Origin of the sequence: Photobacterium damselae subsp. damselae (assembly GCF_038086725.1) — a bacterium.
Taxonomy (GTDB): domain Bacteria; phylum Pseudomonadota; class Gammaproteobacteria; order Enterobacterales; family Vibrionaceae; genus Photobacterium; species Photobacterium damselae.
Genome location: NZ_CP146971.1, coordinates 229,339 through 248,058, shown reverse-complemented (window position 1 = coordinate 248,058; position 18,720 = coordinate 229,339). Strand labels below are relative to the sequence as shown.

Sequence of the window (18,720 nt, the reverse complement as noted above, 5' to 3'; positions counted from 1 at the left end):
CCTCATGGCGATCCTACTTACCTGCCACTCTCTTACTTACCCTAATGCCTCTATGGCAACGCTAAGCAATGTATCTTTACAACTACAAGCCAAGCAGTGGACATGTCTGCTTGGCAAAAGTGGCAGTGGCAAATCTACCTTGCTACGGCTTTTAGCAAATCTGTTACCCGATGATGTACAATTTATTGGCAATATTCAGACCGAACACGATGAAAATATCCACCAGCATATTGCTTACATGGCCCAACAAGATTTGCTTCTACCTTGGCTGAACGTGATTGACAATGTTTGCTTGAGTTATCAATTTGGCTCTCAAAAATGTCAGTCAGAACATAAACCCTACAATGAGAAAAAATCCGTTTATCAGCAAGCGATGACATTACTCGATAAAGTGGGATTAAGACACTACGCCGACCATATGCCCCAGCAGTTATCTGGAGGTATGAAGCAGCGCGTTGCCCTAGCCCGTACTCTCATGCAAGACAAGCCGATCGTATTAATGGATGAGCCATTTTCAGCATTAGATGCTGTAACTCGCTATAAGCTACAAAATCTAGCCGTTGAATTGCTACAAGAGAAAACCGTCGTTCTTATTACCCACGACCCACAAGAAGCACTCAGATTAGGCGAGCAGATCATTATGCTCACAGGTACACCGGCATCCCTACGCCAATTAAAGACCCCTAATAGCCCAATCCCACGTCAGCTTGATAACGAATTTGCGCAATATCAGCAGGAGATACTGTCAAATTTGGAGGCAGAATATGTCTGAGATCTCCCCGGTAGAGTTAAATAAACGCAAAATTTTAACTCCTGCTTATTTACAGTCCTATATCAGAGTCGTTGTTACTCTAGGTCTACTGCTTTGTCTATGGCAAGGAAGCATTTGGCTGTTCTCTCTGCCTAGCTTTATTTTACCATCCCCAATTGCAGTGCTAGACCGACTCTACTATCGCCATGATGTGTTATTGCATCATACCTGGATAACGGGTTGCGAAATCATACTGGGATTAGCTCTAGGTTTACTGATGGGCTTATTCTTCGCTTTACTGATGTTGCTTTTTGCTCCAGTAAAACGTTGGCTACTTCCAATATTGATTGCCAGTCAAGCCATTCCTGTCTTTGCTATTGCGCCCATTTTAATGCTGTGGCTGGGATATGGAATGGCATCCAAAATTGTGATGGCAGGATTAATTATTTTCTTCCCTGTCACCACCTGCTGCTTTGACGGACTACGCCATACTCCTCAAGGCTATCTCGATCTTGCTAAAACCATGGGCGCAACACCGTGGCAATTGCTGAAAACCATCCGTTTACCTGCGGCCTTACCTGCTCTTGCTTCTGGCATTCGAGTCGCCGTTGTTATTGCGCCGATAGGTGCCGTGGTTGGTGAGTGGGTAGGCTCAAGTGAAGGTCTTGGCTATCTCATGTTACAAGCCAATGCTCGGATGATGATCGATGAAATGTTTGCAGCTCTGACCATCTTAGCGTTGCTTTCCATCTCTCTGTACTACTTAACCGATAAGTTATTAAAAAAACTGATCCCATGGCAATAACCCCCAGATATCACAACATTGATTCAAGGAATATGATGAAAACAGCTACAAAAACAGCCTTAACGATTGTGTTAACCGCATCCAGCTTTAATCTATGGGCTGCACAAGAGCAGAGTATCTCATTAATGCTCGACTGGTTTGTCAATCCAAATCATGGCCCAATCATTATCGCCCAAGAGCAAGGATTATTTGCAAAAGAAGGACTTAAAGTAACGATTCAAGAGCCCGCCGATCCAAGTGTTCCTGCAAAACTGGTTGCAGCGAATAAAGTCGATTTGGCCATCAGCTATCAGACCAGTTTAACCACAGATGTCGCAGCGGGTTTACCCTTAATTCGTTCGGCAACTTTAATCGCAACGCCTCTTAACACCTTAATGACTTTAGATAATGGCAAAATCAAATCCATCGCCGATCTAAAAGGCAAAAAAATCGGAATTGCTGTTGCAGGAAATGAAGAAGCCACACTTGGCACCATGCTAAAAACGGCAGGTATAAACTACAAAGATGTACAGATCATTAATGTTGGCTGGGCGCTTTCCTCATCTTTAGCATCGGGGAAAGTGGATGCGATTTGGGGTGGTTTACGCAATTTTGAGACAAACCAATTAGCGCTTGAAGGTTATAAGGCGAAGGCCTACTACCCAGAAGAATATGGCGTCCCCTCCTATGATGAACTGGTGATTGTCGCAAACAAAAACCATTACAACAAAGCTACCATCAAAAAATTTAATCATGCCTTAGAGCTTGCGACTCAATATATCGTCAATCACCCCGATCAAGCTTGGCAAACATTTATCAAATACAACCCAGATACCCTAAATAATGAACTAAATCATCGAGCTTGGAACGATACCATTGCTCGTTTTGCCCTTCGACCATCAGCTGTTGATTTAGAACGTTATAACAAACTCGCTAGCTTTATGTATCAACACCATATTATTAACAATGAGCCAAAGGCAAAAGATTACGTACCCGCGTTGTAACAGCACAACCGTTGAACACAATCATCGCTTTTATTTATGATCGGAATGCACTCTATGAATTACCAAGATCTTATTACTGCATGCCAACAAGATTGGAATTGCTATACCCAGCATAATTTTGTTACACAACTGGCAGCAGGTACTTTGCCTCACCAAGCCTATTTGCACTATTTAAAACAAGATTTTCTGTTTCTAAAACATTACGCCAGAGCCTATGCCTTAGCCATTTATAAAGCAGATAACGTAGCCAATATGAAACAAACGCTTCCAGGATTACAAGCTTTAATCGAACATGAAATGGATCACCATGTGAGCTACTGCGGGCAATGGGGATTAACAGCTTCAACGATGGAAGACGAACCAGAAGATGTTGGGACTGTGGCTTATACTCGATATGTACTTGAAACTGGGCTAAGTGGGGATTTAATCGATCTGTTTGTTGCCCTAGCTCCGTGTGCAATTGGCTATGCCGAAATTGGTGAACACCTTATGTCTTCCCCAACCACCAATAAAACTCATAATCCTTATTTAAGCTGGATTGAACTCTATGGTGGTGCAGACTTTCAGCAAGGAGGCAGTAAGAGCCGACAGAGACTGAATGACCAATTAAAAGATATTACGCTCGATAGTCCCAAAGGCCAACGTCTATGCCAAATATTTAAAACTGCCACTCGAATGGAAGTTGGGTTTTGGCAACAAGCACTCGATCTATAATCTTAAGAGCCAACACACATGCTGTTGGCTCTAATATTCCAACCAACCTCTTTTCCTATTCAGTAAATATTTGTCTACTGAGACCCCATCCATTGCTGCATTATTGAAGAATAAATCAGCAACACAGACCTAGATGTAATAATTTGTGACAGATTTGACAACTTTTTGACGAACTTCCATTCTGATTATGCAAACTGTTCATTTTGTGCTTGAATTCAATGTATTGACAATCTAATGATGTTAACCACTGTTTTATTGCTAACATGAAAACTGTGATCTACGTCTTGATCTTGAATTCATTGACAATTGGGAGCACTATTTCACACTTGCGTATAAAACCTCAAGCTGTGCGTCCCATTGAGCACACAAAACATAAAAGAAGATAAGAAAATGTTTCACCTTTGGGGAAAGACCATGAGTCCAGAAGATAAGCAGTTTGCAATTGTTGGCCTAGGCCGTTTTGGTATGTCACTTTGCAAAGAATTAAGCGCGCAAGGTGCTCAGGTACTCGCGGTAGACTTAAACGAAGCCTGCGTTAAAAAAGCGGCAGATATCGCTACACAAGCCGTAGTCGCTGACTGTTCTAACGATGAAACTGTCGCAGAGTTAAAACTTGATGACTACGATATCGTCATGGTCTCTATTGGCGAAGACGTTAATGCCAGCATCCTGACCACTCTGGTACTCAAAGAAGCTGGAGTTAAAGCGGTTTGGGTTAAAGCAAAAGATGATCATCACGCCAAAATTTTAAGCAAAATTGGAGCAGACCGTATTATTCGTCCAGAACGAGATATGGGAATGCGTATTGCTCGTAACATGTTAGATAAGCGTATTTTCGAATTTTCTGATCTGGGTAGTGGTATCTGTTTGGCTGAAGTCGTAGTTTCTCGAAAAAATATGGGTAAGCAACTGTGTGAGCACCCGTGCTGTCGTCGCCAAGAGCTACAATTACTAGCCTTAAAACGAGGTCCTGAAGTGCGTAAAAATCCTGAATCAGGAACACAACTTCAGATTGGTGATATCTTAATTGTTACTGGTCCTCAAGCTATTCTTACCGAAACGTTGCGCCATCTATGAACCGTTTACCTAATAAGGGCGTTTTCGTCCCTATTAAAACTGAAAAACGAGGTAAAGGCTGGTCTGAGCCTCGTATCATTGTATTCAGTTTCTTAGCGATACTTGTTCCAGCCGCTATTTTGCTGACTTTACCTGTCTTTTCTGTTTCTGGATTAGATTTTACTGATGCTCTATTTACCGCAACCTCAGCCATCAGCGTGACAGGCTTAGGTGTGGTTGATACTGGCACGCACTTTACGCTAAGTGGCAAAATCTTGTTAATGATATTAATGCAGATTGGTGGTTTAGGTCAGATGACGCTATCTGCCCTACTGCTTTATATGTTTGGTTTGCGTTTAAGTCTTAAGCAACAATCGTTAGCAAAAGAGCAGTTAGGTCAAAGTAGTTCCGTTAACCTACGTCGATTAATTAAGCATATCATTACATTTGTGCTTATCTGTGAAGCCATCGGTGTGGTGTTATTATCCATTCGCTTTGTGCCACAAATGGGATGGGAAACAGGATTATTTACAGCTCTGTTTCATTCTATTTCTGCCTTTAACAATGCGGGATTTTCAGTCTTTTCCAACGGCTTAGTTCCCTACGTTGGCGATCCACTGGTTATTATTACCATTGCCATGTTGTTCATTTTAGGTGGTCTTGGCTTTACCGTTGTATCTGATATTCGTAGAAATATTCGCCGTGGTATCACTCATTTAGCCCTACACAGTAAAATCATGTTAACAGCAACGCCAATTTTACTGCTTGCTGGTACATTATTTATCTGGCTATTAGAAAAAGATAACCCAAAAACCTTAGGTCACCTTTCAGAAGGAACTCAATGGCTGGCGGCTTTTTTCCAATCAGCAACCGCTCGTACAGCTGGATTTAATAGCGTTGATATCTCACAATTTACCGATCCAACCATGTTAATCATGATCATTTTGATGCTTATTGGTGCAGGCTCAACATCAACCGGTGGTGGTATTAAGGTATCTACGTTTGTCGTAGCAATAACGGCGACATGGACATTCTTACGTCAACAAAACTTTGTTACTTTATTCAAACGTTCAGTACCGTGGCCAACAGTCACTAAATGTTTAGCTATTGTGGTTGTGAGTGGATTCATTATTGCAACGGCAACATTTAGCTTGATGATTACCGAAAAGTCACCGTTCTTGCAGACCTTGTTTGAAACAATATCAGCCTTTGCAACGGTTGGCGTTACGGCTGGTTTAACGGCTCATTTAACTGAGCCTGGTAAGTACATTATGATCGTGGTCATGATCATCGGTCGTATTGGCCCTCTTACCCTAGTTTATCTATTAGCACGACCTAAACCGACTCTATTGAAATATCCAGAAGATAATGTGTTTGCTGGTTAATAGTCAAAATTAAATCTATAAAAGGCTCATCTAATCAATTAGTTGAGCCTTTTTATTTAATTGATTTTAAATAATGTTCGTAACCGAGTACCACATTCTCTTAATTGTGGTAATTGATTAGAGCGGGCCCAAGCCGAAGGATGGGTCGATTTTTTTAGTAAAATATGACGCGGGTTATAAGCATCATATAACTCCTTCATAACTAATCCAGCTAGATCAAAAGAGCCCATAAAAACCAACTTGTCGTCACTGCTATTAACCGCATCACTGTATCCAAACTCTTCAAATAATAACAAACTAAAAGCTTGTTCAAAGTCTTGTCTGCGTCCGGATGAAAAGGCTTTAGTCTGTGTCATTTTACCCTCTCGCATTAAGTAAAAATCTCCCGCAGTACAGGCATTAATAGCAATAATGGGATCTAATTCTTGTAACCGTTTTTGTAGATATTCGATTCGACTTGGCCAATATTTAATAAAATTACGAGTCCGATATAAAGCCGTATCTTGACCTAAAGAACATTGCTCTTGTAAAGCGTTAATGACAATAATTGGATAATAGCCATCTTCTAGAGTAAGTTTGATTCCCAATAACAAGCCTATCAGATATTGGCGAATGTTATTCCCCGTTACCCCATTCACAGGTCGAGCATGAACCAGTTCTTGTGTTAAACAATCATAAACCTGGCCTACTTTAAACTCTTCAATATGGGGACTTTCCGTCACAAATAAGATAGGGCGTTTAAATGCAGTTTGATTAGATAAGTAATAAGGAATACTGACAAACCGCTGTTGGTGATCTTTTGTTCTTCGAATGAATCCATTACCGTCTTTTACTACCAGAATACCAATGACCTCATCATGGCATGTCTTTAAGTTATCATTGGCATCCATTATTTTATCCTTTCTTTTGTTTCTTCCTGAATAACTGGATATTTATCTTATACCCATTAAGCATCCCAATAAAGTATCCTCTTAATTCACTGATTTAAAATGATTTTATTCGCATTGTTTTTTTCATCTCAACAATAAAAATTTTGATTTGTTAACGTGCTACAAGACTTTTATAACACGCAAAAAAACAATCATAAATGGCACAACAAGAATGAATAAAATCGATAAAATGCTCGACGCTCTAGCAACTGAAGGTTATTTCCTGTGGGATGATTTTTTAAATAACGAACAGGTTGAGCACCTACGACAGTGTATTCCTGATAATTGGAAAAAAGCACGTATCGGTCGTAATGATGAAATAATGCGAGAATCATCTATCCGAAGTGACAAAATTCAATGGTTATCTCCAAAGCAAGGTTGGCCGATTCAAGATTACCTTGAACGGATGGAAGTTATTCGCCGAGAGGTCAATCAGAATTTCTTTTTAGGGTTGTTTGAGTACGAAGCGCATTTTGCTAAATATGAACAAGGTGATTTTTATCAGAAGCATCTCGACTGTTTTAAAGGCAATGAGAACCGCCGACTCACCACTGTTTTTTATATGAATGAGAGTTGGAGCCCTGAAGATGGCGGTGAACTTGTGGTCTATGACTTAAACGATCAAAAAATTACAACCATCGCACCTAAGTCAGGTCGATTGTTTGTTTTTCTATCTGAAAAATTTCCTCATGAAGTGCTACCTACAAATACCGAGCGATATAGTATTGCGGGTTGGTTTCGTATCAACGGAGTTAAAGATAACCAACTCGATATAGCACAATAAACAACCTTATTGATACTTAGGTAGATAATACAACTACCTAAGTATTGTGATCTTGAGTCAGTATTTTGCATTAAAACCAGAAAGCAAACGATTGTATTACATATTTATGAGCTATTGATCACTCTTATTTTTTAGCGCTTTTTTATAATGCCCACCATCAACATTGTGACACTTTTCCCAAATAATTGAGCGCTACTATGAAAATCATCAAAACAATTGCGGCAGCTGCCATATCTACAGCCTTACTAGCCGGTTGTAATAGTGACAACAATATCTTTACTGACCCAACATCTTCTCAAGTCTCTATCGCTACTTTTAACTTATCTTTTGATCGTAAGACTTTTGAACAGTTAGTCACTGAAATGCAAATTTCTCCAGCGAAACAACAAGAACTTGTTGACGGTTTCATAGCAAACACCTTGAATGAAACAGATAAAACACTGGCTGAAAAAGTGATTCAAATCCGAAACGTTGCAGCAATTATTCAAACAAAACGCCCAGATATCATCTTATTAGCAGAATTTAACAATGATGGTATTGGCGAAAATAAAGCAGCGCTTAAAGGATTCCAAGATAACTACTTATCGGTAGCACAAAGTCCTAATAGCATTGATGGTGGCGATAAATTAGAGCCTATCCACTATCCGTATTTTGAATCTTATGCTACCAATACGGGTAAGATGAGTGGCTTAGACCTTAATAATGACGGTAAAGTAAATAGTGGCCCTAACGATGCGTGGGGATTTGGTACTTATCATGGCCAATATGCATTTGCGCTTATGTCAAAATACAAAATTGACACGGCTAATACTCGCACGTTCCAAAACTTTAAATGGAAAGATTTACCAACAGCAGAAAATCCAATTATCACTAACTGTAATGACCCTAAAAATGCTATCCCTGCGGGCATGAGTTGTGGTGATAACTGGTACACTCCAGAAGAATGGGATCAGGTTCTATTATCATCTAAAAACCACGTAGATGCTCCTGTGATTGTGCAAACACCAAATGGCGAAGAGACCATTCATATTCTAATGTCTCACCCTACTCCACCTGTGTTCGACACTGTTACTCAAAACAACAAGATGAAGAATCGCGATGAAATTCAGTTTTGGCACGAATACATCAGTGGTCAGAATTTTATTTATGACGATAATGGTCAGCATGGTGGTCTAGCACAGAATGCTAAGTTTGTTATTGTTGGCGATTTAAATGCAGATCCACTTGCTGGGGATGGCTTTACAGGTACTATTGATTCACTACTAAAACATCATAGAGTTAATCAAGAAGCCACCATTGGCACATACGTTCCGACCAGTTTTGGTGCAGAAAACTGCTATCCAAGTAAAGAATGCCGCCAAGATAACCCGTATCCAAATCGTTTGACCAGTACGTTTGGTTTACGCGTTGACCATGCGATTCCTTCTGAAAACTTAGCTATCATTGATTCTGCAGTATATTGGCCAGCAGAGAACGAGTCGGGACATTTACTGATGAATGATTCGCGCATTGGCTATGGTAACGGTAAATCTATTTCTTCCGATCACCGTATGGTTTGGATTAAAGCTCAGCTCTAATACCTTTGCTTCACTCGAACTACCTAATAAAGCTCGGCATTTTTGCTGAGCTTTTGACGTAATACCGCTTTGCGTAACATCATTTTAAATGCTCTATAGCACCATTATTTATATACCTGACAAATGAGCAACACGTAGAATATAAATCTATTAAAACCGCCTTGCTTATTCATATAGTGAAATATTAATCACATTTTATGTAATTTTATTAATTAATATTTCAAAATATTGCGGCACGTCAATTACTCACATTCTCTATATAGCTAATTTAGATATACCACTAAATGGTTATGTATTTAGATACAATGGATATGTGAGCACATCATGAAAATTAAAAAAACTACCGTCGCAGTTCTTGTTGCAGCAGGCATCGGAATTGGATGGTTAACCCTAGGCGGTACCCACTACGTTTTAGAAAAAACCTCTAGTACCGAATTTTGTTTATCATGTCATACCATGGAAACGCCTTATAAAGAGTATCAAGGCTCAGTTCACTTCAGTAATAGCAAAGGTATCCAAGCTCAGTGTGCAGATTGCCACATCCCTACTGATACCAAAGACTATCTTCTAACTAAACTGCGTGCGACAAAAGATATTTACCACGAATTTATCACAGGAAAAATTGATACTCCTGAAAAATACGAAGAACATCGAGCTGAATTAGCAGAAACAGTATGGGCACAAATGCGTGCCAATGATTCAGCGACTTGTCGTAGCTGCCATAATGAAGATGCCATGGAAACTTATGAGCAATCAGAAGAAGCTCAAAAGATGCATAAATATGGTATAGAAAACAATCAAACTTGTATTGATTGCCATAAAGGTGTTGCTCACCTTCTCCCTGAAACCAAAATGGATTCGAGTGCACTTAATCACCTCTTAGAGCAAGCCAAACAGACACCAAGCGGTGCTGAATTTGTATATCCAATTCAAACAATTGCCATGGGTGATCTAGGTTCTATTAATCCAGCGACCCCACTTAAAGTGCTTAAAGACGATCAAAATAAACGTACAATTGAGCTTTCTGGCTACCAAATGCAAGGTGCTGAACAAGTTCTTTATATGGGACAAGGTCAACGTGCAATCATCGCAACTTTATCTGATAGTGGCGAAAAAGAGCTGAAAACGGGTAAATTTGTTACGGACAGTTACGGTAATAACTGGCGTACAGCATCATTAACAACCACAATCGATAGCCCAGTGCTTGATAGCCAAAAACCTCTTTGGAGTTACGCAGAGCAACTCGACAACGTATATTGTTCGACCTGTCACGCCAAGATCCCTGCAAATCACTTTACCGTTAATGCTTGGCCATCAGTGGCTAAGAGTATGGGAGATCGTACTTCAATCTCGGCTGAAGATCTTGAAATCTTAACCAAATACTTCCAGTACAACGCTAAAGATGTTGTTGGTCATTAATTGCAGGAAAAGGATTATCTTATGACATCATTATCACGCCGTAGCTTTTTAAAAGGCGCTAGTGCATCTGCAGGTGCTTTAGCTATTTCAAATATTACTGCTCTACCTGCATGGGCCGAAGAAAAAGCAACAAGCGCAATATTGAGTTCGACGCGTTGGGGACCGGTTATGGTCACCGTAGAGAATGGAAAAATTATCTCTTCTACCAACGCTCTACCCCAAACAGTTGCAAATAGTTTGCAAACAACAGCTAAAGATCAAGTTCATACAAAAGCCCGCGTTAAATATCCTATGGTTCGTAAGGGATTTTTAGAAAACCCTAGCGCACCTCAGGGCCTAAGAGGCAAAGATGAATTTGTTCGAGTAAGTTGGGAGCAAGCTCTACAACTCATTCATCAACAACATCAACGTATCCGTACCACCTATGGAGCTGAGTCGGTATTTGCTGGATCTTATGGCTGGCGTTCAAGCGGTGTACTCCATAAAGCACAAACTTTATTACAGCGCTACATGAGTATGGCAGGCGGTTACTCTGGCCATTTGGGTGATTATTCGACAGGTGCGGCGCAAGTTATCATGCCCCATGTAGTTGGATCAATTGAGGTATATGAGCAACAAACTACATTTCCAGTTGTAATGGAAAATAGTGATGTTGTAGTACTTTGGGGCTTAAATCCACTAAATACCTTAAAAATCGCATGGAGCTCATCTGATTGCTCAGGTCTTGAGTTTTTCCACCAGCTGAAAAAGTCAAATAAAACCATTATCGCTATCGATCCTATGCGCTCAGAAACCATCGAATTCTTCGGTGATAATGTACAGTGGATCGCACCTCACCCAAGTACCGATGTGGCGATGATGCTAGGTATTGCTTATGCTTTAGTCGACAAAAAACAGCATGATGTCGCCTTCATCAACAAATACACAACAGGTTACGATAAATTTGAAGCTTATCTTCTTGGTAAAAGCGATGGTGTAGCCAAAACACCACAATGGGCCGAACAAATTTGTGGCGTACCTGCTAAACAGCTTGAGATTTTAGCGGATATGTTTAGCAAAAACCGAACTATGCTCATGGCTGGTTGGGGAATGCAGCGTCAACAATATGGTGAGCAACGCCACTGGATGCTTGTTACACTTGCTTCAATGTTAGGCCAAATTGGTTTACCTGGTGGCGGTTTCGGTTTCTCTTACCATTACTCTAATGGCGGAAACCCAACTCGCGATGCTGGTGTACTTCCAGCTATCTCTGCTGCCATTGACGGAGCATCGTCAGCAGGTAATGACTGGGCAATATCAGGTGCCATAAACAGCTTCCCAGTAGCCCGTATCGTTGAAGCATTAGAAAACCCAGGACAAACCTATCAGCACAATGGTCACGAAAGAACCTTCCCTGAGATTAAGATGATATGGTGGGCTGGCGGTGCAAACTTCACTCACCATCAAGAAACGAATCGTCTGATTCAAGCGTGGCAAAAACCAGAGTTAATTGTGATCTCTGAACCATATTGGACAGCAGCAGCCAAACATGCCGATATCGTACTACCAATTACAACCTCATTTGAACGTAACGATCTCACCATGACAGGCGACTACAGTAACCAGCACTTAGTGCCAATGAAACAGGTTGTGCCACCACAATTTGAATCTCGTAATGATTTCGATGTTTTCGCAGACATGGCAGAATTACTAAAACCTGGTGGTCGTGCTGTATTTACTGAAAACAAAACAGAGATGGAATGGTTAAATGGTTTCTACAAAGAAGCTCAAGCCATTGGTCGTCAAAATCGCATTGCCATGCCAAACTTTTCATATTTTTGGAAGCAAAACAAACTGATAGAAATGAAATGGAATGCCAACAACGCTAAGTTTGTCCGCTACCAAGCATTTCGCGATAACCCAATAATGAATCCTTTGGGTACACCTAGTGGTAAGATTGAAATCTACTCACAAACCATTGATGGCTACAACTACCCAGATTGCCCTCCACACCCAACTTGGTTAGAACCAAATGAATGGGTTGGAAATGCAAAAGATGGTGAGATGCAGCTAATGACTTCACATGCGGCAGACCGTCTTCACAGTCAGCTTAACTACGCTCACCTGCGTGAAAATTATGCCATAGCGAACAGAGAACCAATTTGGATTAATCCAGAAGATGCTAAAACCTTTGGCATAAAGACTGGCGATCTGGTTCGTGCTTATAACCATCGAGGACAAGTCTTAGTAGGAGCATTAGTTACCGATGGCATTAAAAAAGGCTCGGTGTGTATCCATGAAGGTGCATGGCCAGACCTAGATCCAACAACAGGTATCTGCCGAAACGGTGGGTGTAATGTATTAACGGGTGATATTCCAACATCTCGTTTAGCAAACGGCTGTGCTGGTAACTCATCAGTCGTTAAGATAGAGAAATATACGGGTCCTGTTCTGCCTCTTGAAGCATTTACTCCGCCTCAAAATGCGTAACGATTTAACGTAAAAACTCGTTCACGACACCATTAAATCCAATCCCAGCAGTAGCTTATTTGCTGGGATTTTTTTATTTTTGATAACTTAAGATATACTAACTCCAAGTATTTAAATCAAACATCTATAGTATCAACACTATGAAAAGCATCATAAAATCAATTTTCAGCCATATAGAGTGCTACTGGAAACCCATCACAGTTCTAATTCTAATGACGATAACCTTGCTCTCATTGCTACCTCAAGCAGAGTTACCCGCCGTGCCAGGAACCGACAAAACCCATCACTTTATTGCTTATGGAGCTTTGATGTTTGCAGTAGGCCTCAAAAAGCCTAAGAACTGGTGGATGATTGGACTATTTTTTGTAGCATGGAGTGGCGCAATAGAGCTCATTCAACCTTATGTCAATCGCTATGGTGAATGGCTTGATCTTGCGGCCAATACAGGTGGCTTGATTACCGGATTTATTGTTGCACAAATCATAAAAAAGTCGCTGAAATAACAGCGACTTTCCAGTTCAATCTGAGTCAGATTATTTTGAGTTAAAGATCTGGCTCGTTTCTAATTGCGTCATTGAGCGAATTTGACGCCACACAAAATAGAAAATACCAAACATCATCAACATTGATGGAATAGCGATCATTGGGTAACTTAGAAGAGTTAAGCGGCCAAGTTCTTCATTAAATGCTTCAGTACCCGTAGGGCTGGTTACTATCATCTTAGCAAGTACATAATTCATTACTGACGAAAATACGAATGTACTAGCAAAGAGATAATTGGAAACCGTCAAACAACGATCAAATTCAGCTTCTTTATTCACTTCTGATAAACGTGTTTTAATGGTCTCTAGATTCAATACGGTATCATTTAAAATCATCTTCTTAACGATAGGATATCGAGTGAAGCTCGAACCCAATACAACAAGACCAATCACACCAGGAATAAAGGCTTCCTTAATAGCCAACCACTTGTTGTCTAACTCTAATAAACCAATACCACCTGTCATCAAAACACTCACGATACCCAGCAGCGAAATGAAGTTATATTTTTTATAGCGGATCAGTTCATAACCGCCAAAAGCAATAGGGAAAGCGAGGGCAACCAGCAAAGCACCTACCGCACCAAGGTCCTGTTCACCGCTGAATTTCATCAAAATAACCGACGGTACGATTACGTTGAAAATAATCTCACTAAGTGGGCTGTTTTTCTTTTCAGTCATAATAAATTGTTATTCTCTGAATCCTGTCTCTTAAAGTCACTTGGGTATAGTGTGATACCTGCGAGTTCACTGTAAAGCGCAATATAGTTACAAACTATTACATGCTAACTGTGCTCTATCACTAGGTGCGAATTAAACTTGCTTCATAATCTAAAGTCTATGCCATTAATATGAAATGTAAATAAATGTGACCTTGATAACATTATCGCATCATTTATTTTGGTGTTAACGAAGGAAACTTATTCATTTACATAGAATCAATATTTCGCAACTAAGGCAACACTCCTTAAATCTGTTATTCATCCAGAATATTTAGGCAAATTATATAGTTGTATCATCAATAGCATCTAATTCTTTTATATAAAAAGTTACGACTTAAATCACATATCCGTTACAACTAAAACTATATTCTGCCCCACATACACCAAAAGAGTGTTGTCCTCAAAAGCCAATTTTTTGGGGGATAAATTAAATTTATATGGAGATACGATCATGCGCATAGTTTTAGCATTAGGTGGCAACGCCCTACTCGCTCGCGGCCAAGCATTAACAGCAGAAAATCAAAGAGATAACATAAGAAAAGCCGCAGCAAGTATTGCGTCTATCGCTAAAGATAACGAAATCATTATAGTCCATGGTAATGGGCCTCAAGTTGGCCTATTGATGGAACAAAACGCCGCATATCAAGAGTATTCTCCTGAAACTACACCTTATCCTATGGATGTATTAGGTTCACAAACATGCGGTATGGTTGGATATATGCTGCAGCAAGAGTTACGAAATATTGATACCGAACTATCGGTGGCAACACTCATAACTCAAACAGTAGTAAGCCGAGAAGACAGTGCGTTTGCAAACCCAACAAAGTTTGTCGGTCCAGTTTACACAAAAGAAAGTGCAACAGAGATCATGCAAACCAGCGATAAAATTTTCAAAGAAGATGGTCAATACTACCGCCGCGTAGTTCCGTCGCCAAAACCAACAGATATTGTCGAATTAAAACAAATTGAGACACTGGTAAAAGCAGATAATGTTGTTATTGCATGTGGTGGTGGTGGCGTACCTGTTTGCTTTGAAAATGGTACAAGCTCTGGGGTTGAATGCGTAATTGATAAAGATCTTACTGCCGAGCTTCTTGCAGAAAAGATCAATGCTGATCTCTTTATTATTCTGACTGATGGTTCTGTTTATAAAAACTACGGCAAAGAAGATCAAGCTGAAATGCGTCGTGCAACTCCAGCAGGTTTATCTGAATTTAATTTCCCTGCTGGCTCAATGGGTCCTAAGATCGATGCTGTGTGTCAGTTTGTGAACTCAGGTCGCGGCAATGCTGCTATTGGTTCGCTGTTTGAACTTGATAAGATTATCGTTAATGAAGCTGGAACTCTAATTACCCAAGGCGAAGGTATTATCTATTACTAATCCTAGGTAAGCGAGTCACGCCTTAATAAAGCGCAGTTATGTCGGTTTCAGCTAGAAACACTATACTTCATTGCTGCGCTTTTCAATTTGTCACTAAGAATAAAACATGATTCAAATACAAACCAAAAAAAAGCCCCCACTCTTCTTGGAGGCTGAGCCAATTCTCAGTGTTGCCACTGATTCCATCACAAGTTACTCATCCCTTCTAGCTCACAAAATTTTATACCATTAACTCAATGGTAATTATCGGCAATGAATAAATCTATGTCGAAAAAATCGTTATACATTCCGATAATTGGTAACCAATGTAGGCTGGAACAACAATCGTCCCTAGCAGTGTTATCAAAATCATCGCAATGCGCGTTACAATCTTTTTCATAACCAAATGACAACACTCAAAATGACAATGAAGTCGATTATTCATAATCATACTTCTCAGCGATTTCTCTACTTTACGTGTTTCATCTAGTGAGATAAATACTCATTAACAAACATATTGTTGCACCTAGAATAACAATCTGTTTGTCATATAACCAATATAGAACAAAGTGGCGATAAAAAGTCTTACTCATGTCTTTTTTGATGAAATTAACAACAGTAATATATCTTTTTTAGAACAACTTTACGAAAATATGCAAAAAGTATTTTTACTAGAAGAGATTAGTGGGCGTTTGATCAATAAGATAATACCCTCTTTCTCTAAACTCTGGAGCAATTCAGCTTAGAGAAAAAAGGGCACTATTCATCACATCAACCATTTCCACCAAATGAAAATAAAGAGGAATCCAAATAGATAAATTAAGCCAAAAATGGATAAAAGATTCAGAGGAAGTGAGATTCTGTGCTCTTGTGGTATTTGATCTGAGGTAATTAAACGATAATTGAGCAAAGCAAAAATAGGCGTAGTAACAAAAGCCGCTATCATCGCAAAATCTAACATTGCCATTAAACTAGAAGTAAAAAATAGCAAAATCGCTAGTGCAATCATACTAATTATTGCCATCCATGTATTGATCGTACGGCGATGCCCGGTAGATTTCTGTTGTAATAAGCGTTGAGCCTCAGCAACAGCCCTGGAATACCCATCTAGAACAGTTAATGTAGTTCCTGCCATACAAGCAAATGCGACAAAAGCAATTAAATAACGGGACCACTCACCTATTGTACTGGCATACATACTAACAAGTTGGTGAGAAAAGCCGATACCAGAAGTTTTCAATGGTTCATCACTACCATGTAAGATCAAAGCTCCTAATGCGAGAAAAACAATCGCAAGAAGTGCTGTTGTCATATAACCAATATTAAAGTCCAGAAGAGCCGAGTTTCGGGTCACATTTGTATGCTTTTTTTGATTTATTAGCCATATTGATGTTAAGCAAGAAATTTCAATTGGAGCAGGCATCCATCCCATCATTGCAACCATAAAGCCTAAAGCAGCTAATGTCCAAGGAGAGGGAGATTGATACACAATAGGATCGGTAAGTCGATTTGAGTAGGCGATTACGGCAGCGACAACAGTTGCAATCACTAAAGTCATCATTATTATCTTTGAAATCGAATCAAGAGCTTTGTAATGCCCTGCAATCAAAATTACAAATGAAATGACTAACACGATAGCCGACAGTAAAGTAATCGAAACTGATATAGGTAAAAAATAACTTAATAAGCTTGCAGTAAACATAACAACTGCAGCTGTATTAACCACTGCAGCGAATGTAGTTAATGAAAAAAATGCAATTAAATACCCACGCCCCAGTGCATTATATCCATCGACTAGGCTCCGTCCTGTTGCCATTGTATATTGAACACCAGCTCGAAAAAATGGATATTTAAGTAAGTTTACAAGTAATATAACTCCAGCTAACTGCCATCCATATATAGCCCCCGCTTTTGTTGATGCAACTAAATGAGAACCACCTATTGCAGCGGTTGCCGCCATAATGCCTGGACCTAAAGACTGTAAAAATGATTTGAAATTACTCTCGCTTTCCACTTCTCTTGCTATCGATTGCATACTTCATCCTTGAATAGTAATTATTGCAACAGTGTGCACAAAAAAATACTTCATGAAAAGAATGTGATCTTAAGCAACAAACAATATCGCTACGCAATATTAATGGGAAAGAATAATATTTCATTTTAGGTGTAAAAAATTAGAAATATCTAAAGACACTTGCAATAAAAAAATGAGAAAATAAATCAATTACTGATAATAAAAATAAAAAAAAGCCACCTTCAATTAAAGTAGCTTTCAATATAAAAATGGAACGCTATATTTAGATATTTAATACCCTACAGCAGCGCCATAAGAAGATAAAAAGATCAGAAAAATAGCAAATGCCATGACATTCCAAACAGGCTTAGATTTGGTTAACAAAGGCATAAACCAAACACCTACAGCCGCTATCAATAACCCAAGACTGATTACTTGAGCGACAAATGGACCGAGTTCGCCTTGGTTAGCTTGTGTAGCTAAATCACCCAATTGCGGTATACCCAATACTAAACATAGCAACGCAATGCCGGCACCAATAAACGGAAGCCATGTATTAAATTCGGTAACTTTATGTTCAGCTTTCACCAAAAGAGCATGTGCTAACAAGGCTCCGCCGCATAAAGTTGTGGCCACAAAATGCATCGCAACTAATAAATGGTTACTACGAAGTATAATACCAACAACAAAGTATGCGCATCCCATAAAAATCGCATAACTTAACAATATCTTACGCGCAGTATCATTTCCCATTAGCTGCTTTTCGGCAAACCAGTACGTTAATGCCAAGGCAAAAAAAGAAATCGCAAACAGTGTTTCTGTGCCAATCGGCTTTGCTACATAGGTTTGGGAGAACATCAATGTCACTTCACGAATCACTAATGAAGCAAATAAAAGGAACCAAAGTCCAGGTAACGTACGCTGAACACGATCATTTTGCCCAAAGCAGAGCTTACCGGTTAAGATCGCGCCACCTAAAAATAAAAATGCACCTATTGCTAATTGAGCTAGCACACTCGACAACAATAACGGCCAATCAGACCATAACATAACCTAATGCTCCTAAGGTTTGTTTTCTTAATTTATGCTAATGCCATTAGCGACTTTTTAATGCGGCGTATTGTGCCCAAATTCAAGCTAAATGAGAAGTTTTACCACCAAGGAAGTATTCTGTTAATGGTGCAATCTATACTCAAGTAGTGTCGAAATACCT

The 18,720-nt window shown here is 39.6% G+C and carries 16 protein-coding genes; 12 read left to right on the top strand and 4 right to left on the bottom strand.

What is annotated here, in order from left to right:
* The first annotated feature begins 4 nt into the window (after positions 1 to 4).
* The 6 genes from WAX86_RS15855 (at position 5) to WAX86_RS15830 (ending at position 5,694) form a co-directional block, all read left to right on the top strand.
* Entirely contained in the window at positions 5 to 772 is a 768-nt protein-coding gene (locus WAX86_RS15855) for an ABC transporter ATP-binding protein (protein ID WP_341489656.1), read from the top strand.
* Entirely contained in the window at positions 765 to 1,556 is a 792-nt protein-coding gene (locus WAX86_RS15850; protein ID WP_341489655.1) for an ABC transporter permease, read from the top strand. The genes WAX86_RS15855 and WAX86_RS15850 overlap by 8 nt, the downstream gene beginning before the upstream one ends.
* Before the next feature lie 35 nt (positions 1,557 to 1,591).
* Positions 1,592 to 2,539, top strand: coding sequence for an ABC transporter substrate-binding protein (locus WAX86_RS15845; RefSeq protein WP_376788122.1), 948 nt, complete (start codon positions 1,592 to 1,594; stop codon positions 2,537 to 2,539).
* Between the two features lie 54 nt (positions 2,540 to 2,593).
* Entirely contained in the window at positions 2,594 to 3,253 is a 660-nt protein-coding gene (locus WAX86_RS15840) for a TenA family protein (protein WP_341489653.1), read from the top strand.
* Between the two features lie 414 nt (positions 3,254 to 3,667).
* Positions 3,668 to 4,330 (top strand): TrkA family potassium uptake protein, encoded by a 663-nt coding sequence (locus WAX86_RS15835; protein WP_036765538.1) that lies wholly within the window; start codon positions 3,668 to 3,670, stop codon positions 4,328 to 4,330.
* On the top strand, positions 4,327 to 5,694 hold the full coding sequence (locus tag WAX86_RS15830; protein WP_068945389.1) for a TrkH family potassium uptake protein: 1,368 nt from the start codon (positions 4,327 to 4,329) through the stop codon (positions 5,692 to 5,694). The genes WAX86_RS15835 and WAX86_RS15830 overlap by 4 nt, the downstream gene beginning before the upstream one ends.
* 56 nt (positions 5,695 to 5,750) lie before the next feature.
* Here the strand turns inward: WAX86_RS15830 and WAX86_RS15825 are convergent, their stop codons facing one another.
* Positions 5,751 to 6,584, bottom strand: coding sequence for a hypothetical protein (locus tag WAX86_RS15825; protein WP_068945388.1), 834 nt, complete (start codon positions 6,582 to 6,584; stop codon positions 5,751 to 5,753).
* Between the two features lie 211 nt (positions 6,585 to 6,795).
* Here WAX86_RS15825 and WAX86_RS15820 point away from each other — a divergent pair, with 211 nt between their 5' ends.
* The 5 genes from WAX86_RS15820 (at position 6,796) to WAX86_RS15800 (ending at position 13,375) form a co-directional block, all read left to right on the top strand.
* A complete protein-coding gene (locus tag WAX86_RS15820) occupies positions 6,796 to 7,407 on the top strand; it encodes a 2OG-Fe(II) oxygenase (protein ID WP_265413876.1) in 612 nt (203 codons plus the stop codon).
* Between the two features lie 197 nt (positions 7,408 to 7,604).
* A complete protein-coding gene (locus WAX86_RS15815) occupies positions 7,605 to 8,984 on the top strand; it encodes an endonuclease/exonuclease/phosphatase family protein (RefSeq protein WP_341489652.1) in 1,380 nt (459 codons plus the stop codon).
* A gap of 324 nt (positions 8,985 to 9,308) precedes the next feature.
* Complete coding sequence (locus WAX86_RS15810; protein ID WP_086368129.1) at positions 9,309 to 10,403, top strand: NapC/NirT family cytochrome c; 1,095 nt, start codon at positions 9,309 to 9,311, stop codon at positions 10,401 to 10,403.
* Positions 10,404 to 10,424: 21 nt separating this feature from the next.
* Positions 10,425 to 12,872, top strand: coding sequence for a molybdopterin guanine dinucleotide-containing S/N-oxide reductase (locus tag WAX86_RS15805; protein ID WP_138241423.1), 2,448 nt, complete (start codon positions 10,425 to 10,427; stop codon positions 12,870 to 12,872).
* 140 nt (positions 12,873 to 13,012) lie between these two features.
* On the top strand, positions 13,013 to 13,375 hold the full coding sequence (locus tag WAX86_RS15800; RefSeq protein WP_068969456.1) for a VanZ family protein: 363 nt from the start codon (positions 13,013 to 13,015) through the stop codon (positions 13,373 to 13,375).
* Between the two features lie 30 nt (positions 13,376 to 13,405).
* Here the strand turns inward: WAX86_RS15800 and WAX86_RS15795 are convergent, their stop codons facing one another.
* Positions 13,406 to 14,092 carry a VC0807 family protein gene (locus WAX86_RS15795; protein WP_341489651.1) on the bottom strand — a complete coding sequence of 229 codons (687 nt, stop codon included), beginning with the start codon at positions 14,090 to 14,092 and terminating at the stop codon, positions 13,406 to 13,408.
* 492 nt (positions 14,093 to 14,584) lie between these two features.
* On the opposite strand from WAX86_RS15795, the gene arcC reads away from it, so the two are divergent.
* Positions 14,585 to 15,514 carry a carbamate kinase gene (gene arcC / locus WAX86_RS15790; protein ID WP_036765535.1) on the top strand — a complete coding sequence of 310 codons (930 nt, stop codon included), beginning with the start codon at positions 14,585 to 14,587 and terminating at the stop codon, positions 15,512 to 15,514.
* A 745-nt stretch (positions 15,515 to 16,259) separates the two neighbouring features.
* On the opposite strand, the gene WAX86_RS15785 is transcribed toward arcC, so the two are convergent.
* Positions 16,260 to 17,528 (bottom strand): divalent metal cation transporter, encoded by a 1,269-nt coding sequence (locus WAX86_RS15785; RefSeq protein ID WP_331434048.1) that lies wholly within the window; start codon positions 17,526 to 17,528, stop codon positions 16,260 to 16,262.
* A gap of 270 nt (positions 17,529 to 17,798) precedes the next feature.
* Positions 17,799 to 18,557 carry a DmsC/YnfH family molybdoenzyme membrane anchor subunit gene (locus tag WAX86_RS15780; protein ID WP_341489650.1) on the bottom strand — a complete coding sequence of 253 codons (759 nt, stop codon included), beginning with the start codon at positions 18,555 to 18,557 and terminating at the stop codon, positions 17,799 to 17,801.
* Positions 18,558 to 18,720: the final 163 nt, after the last annotated feature.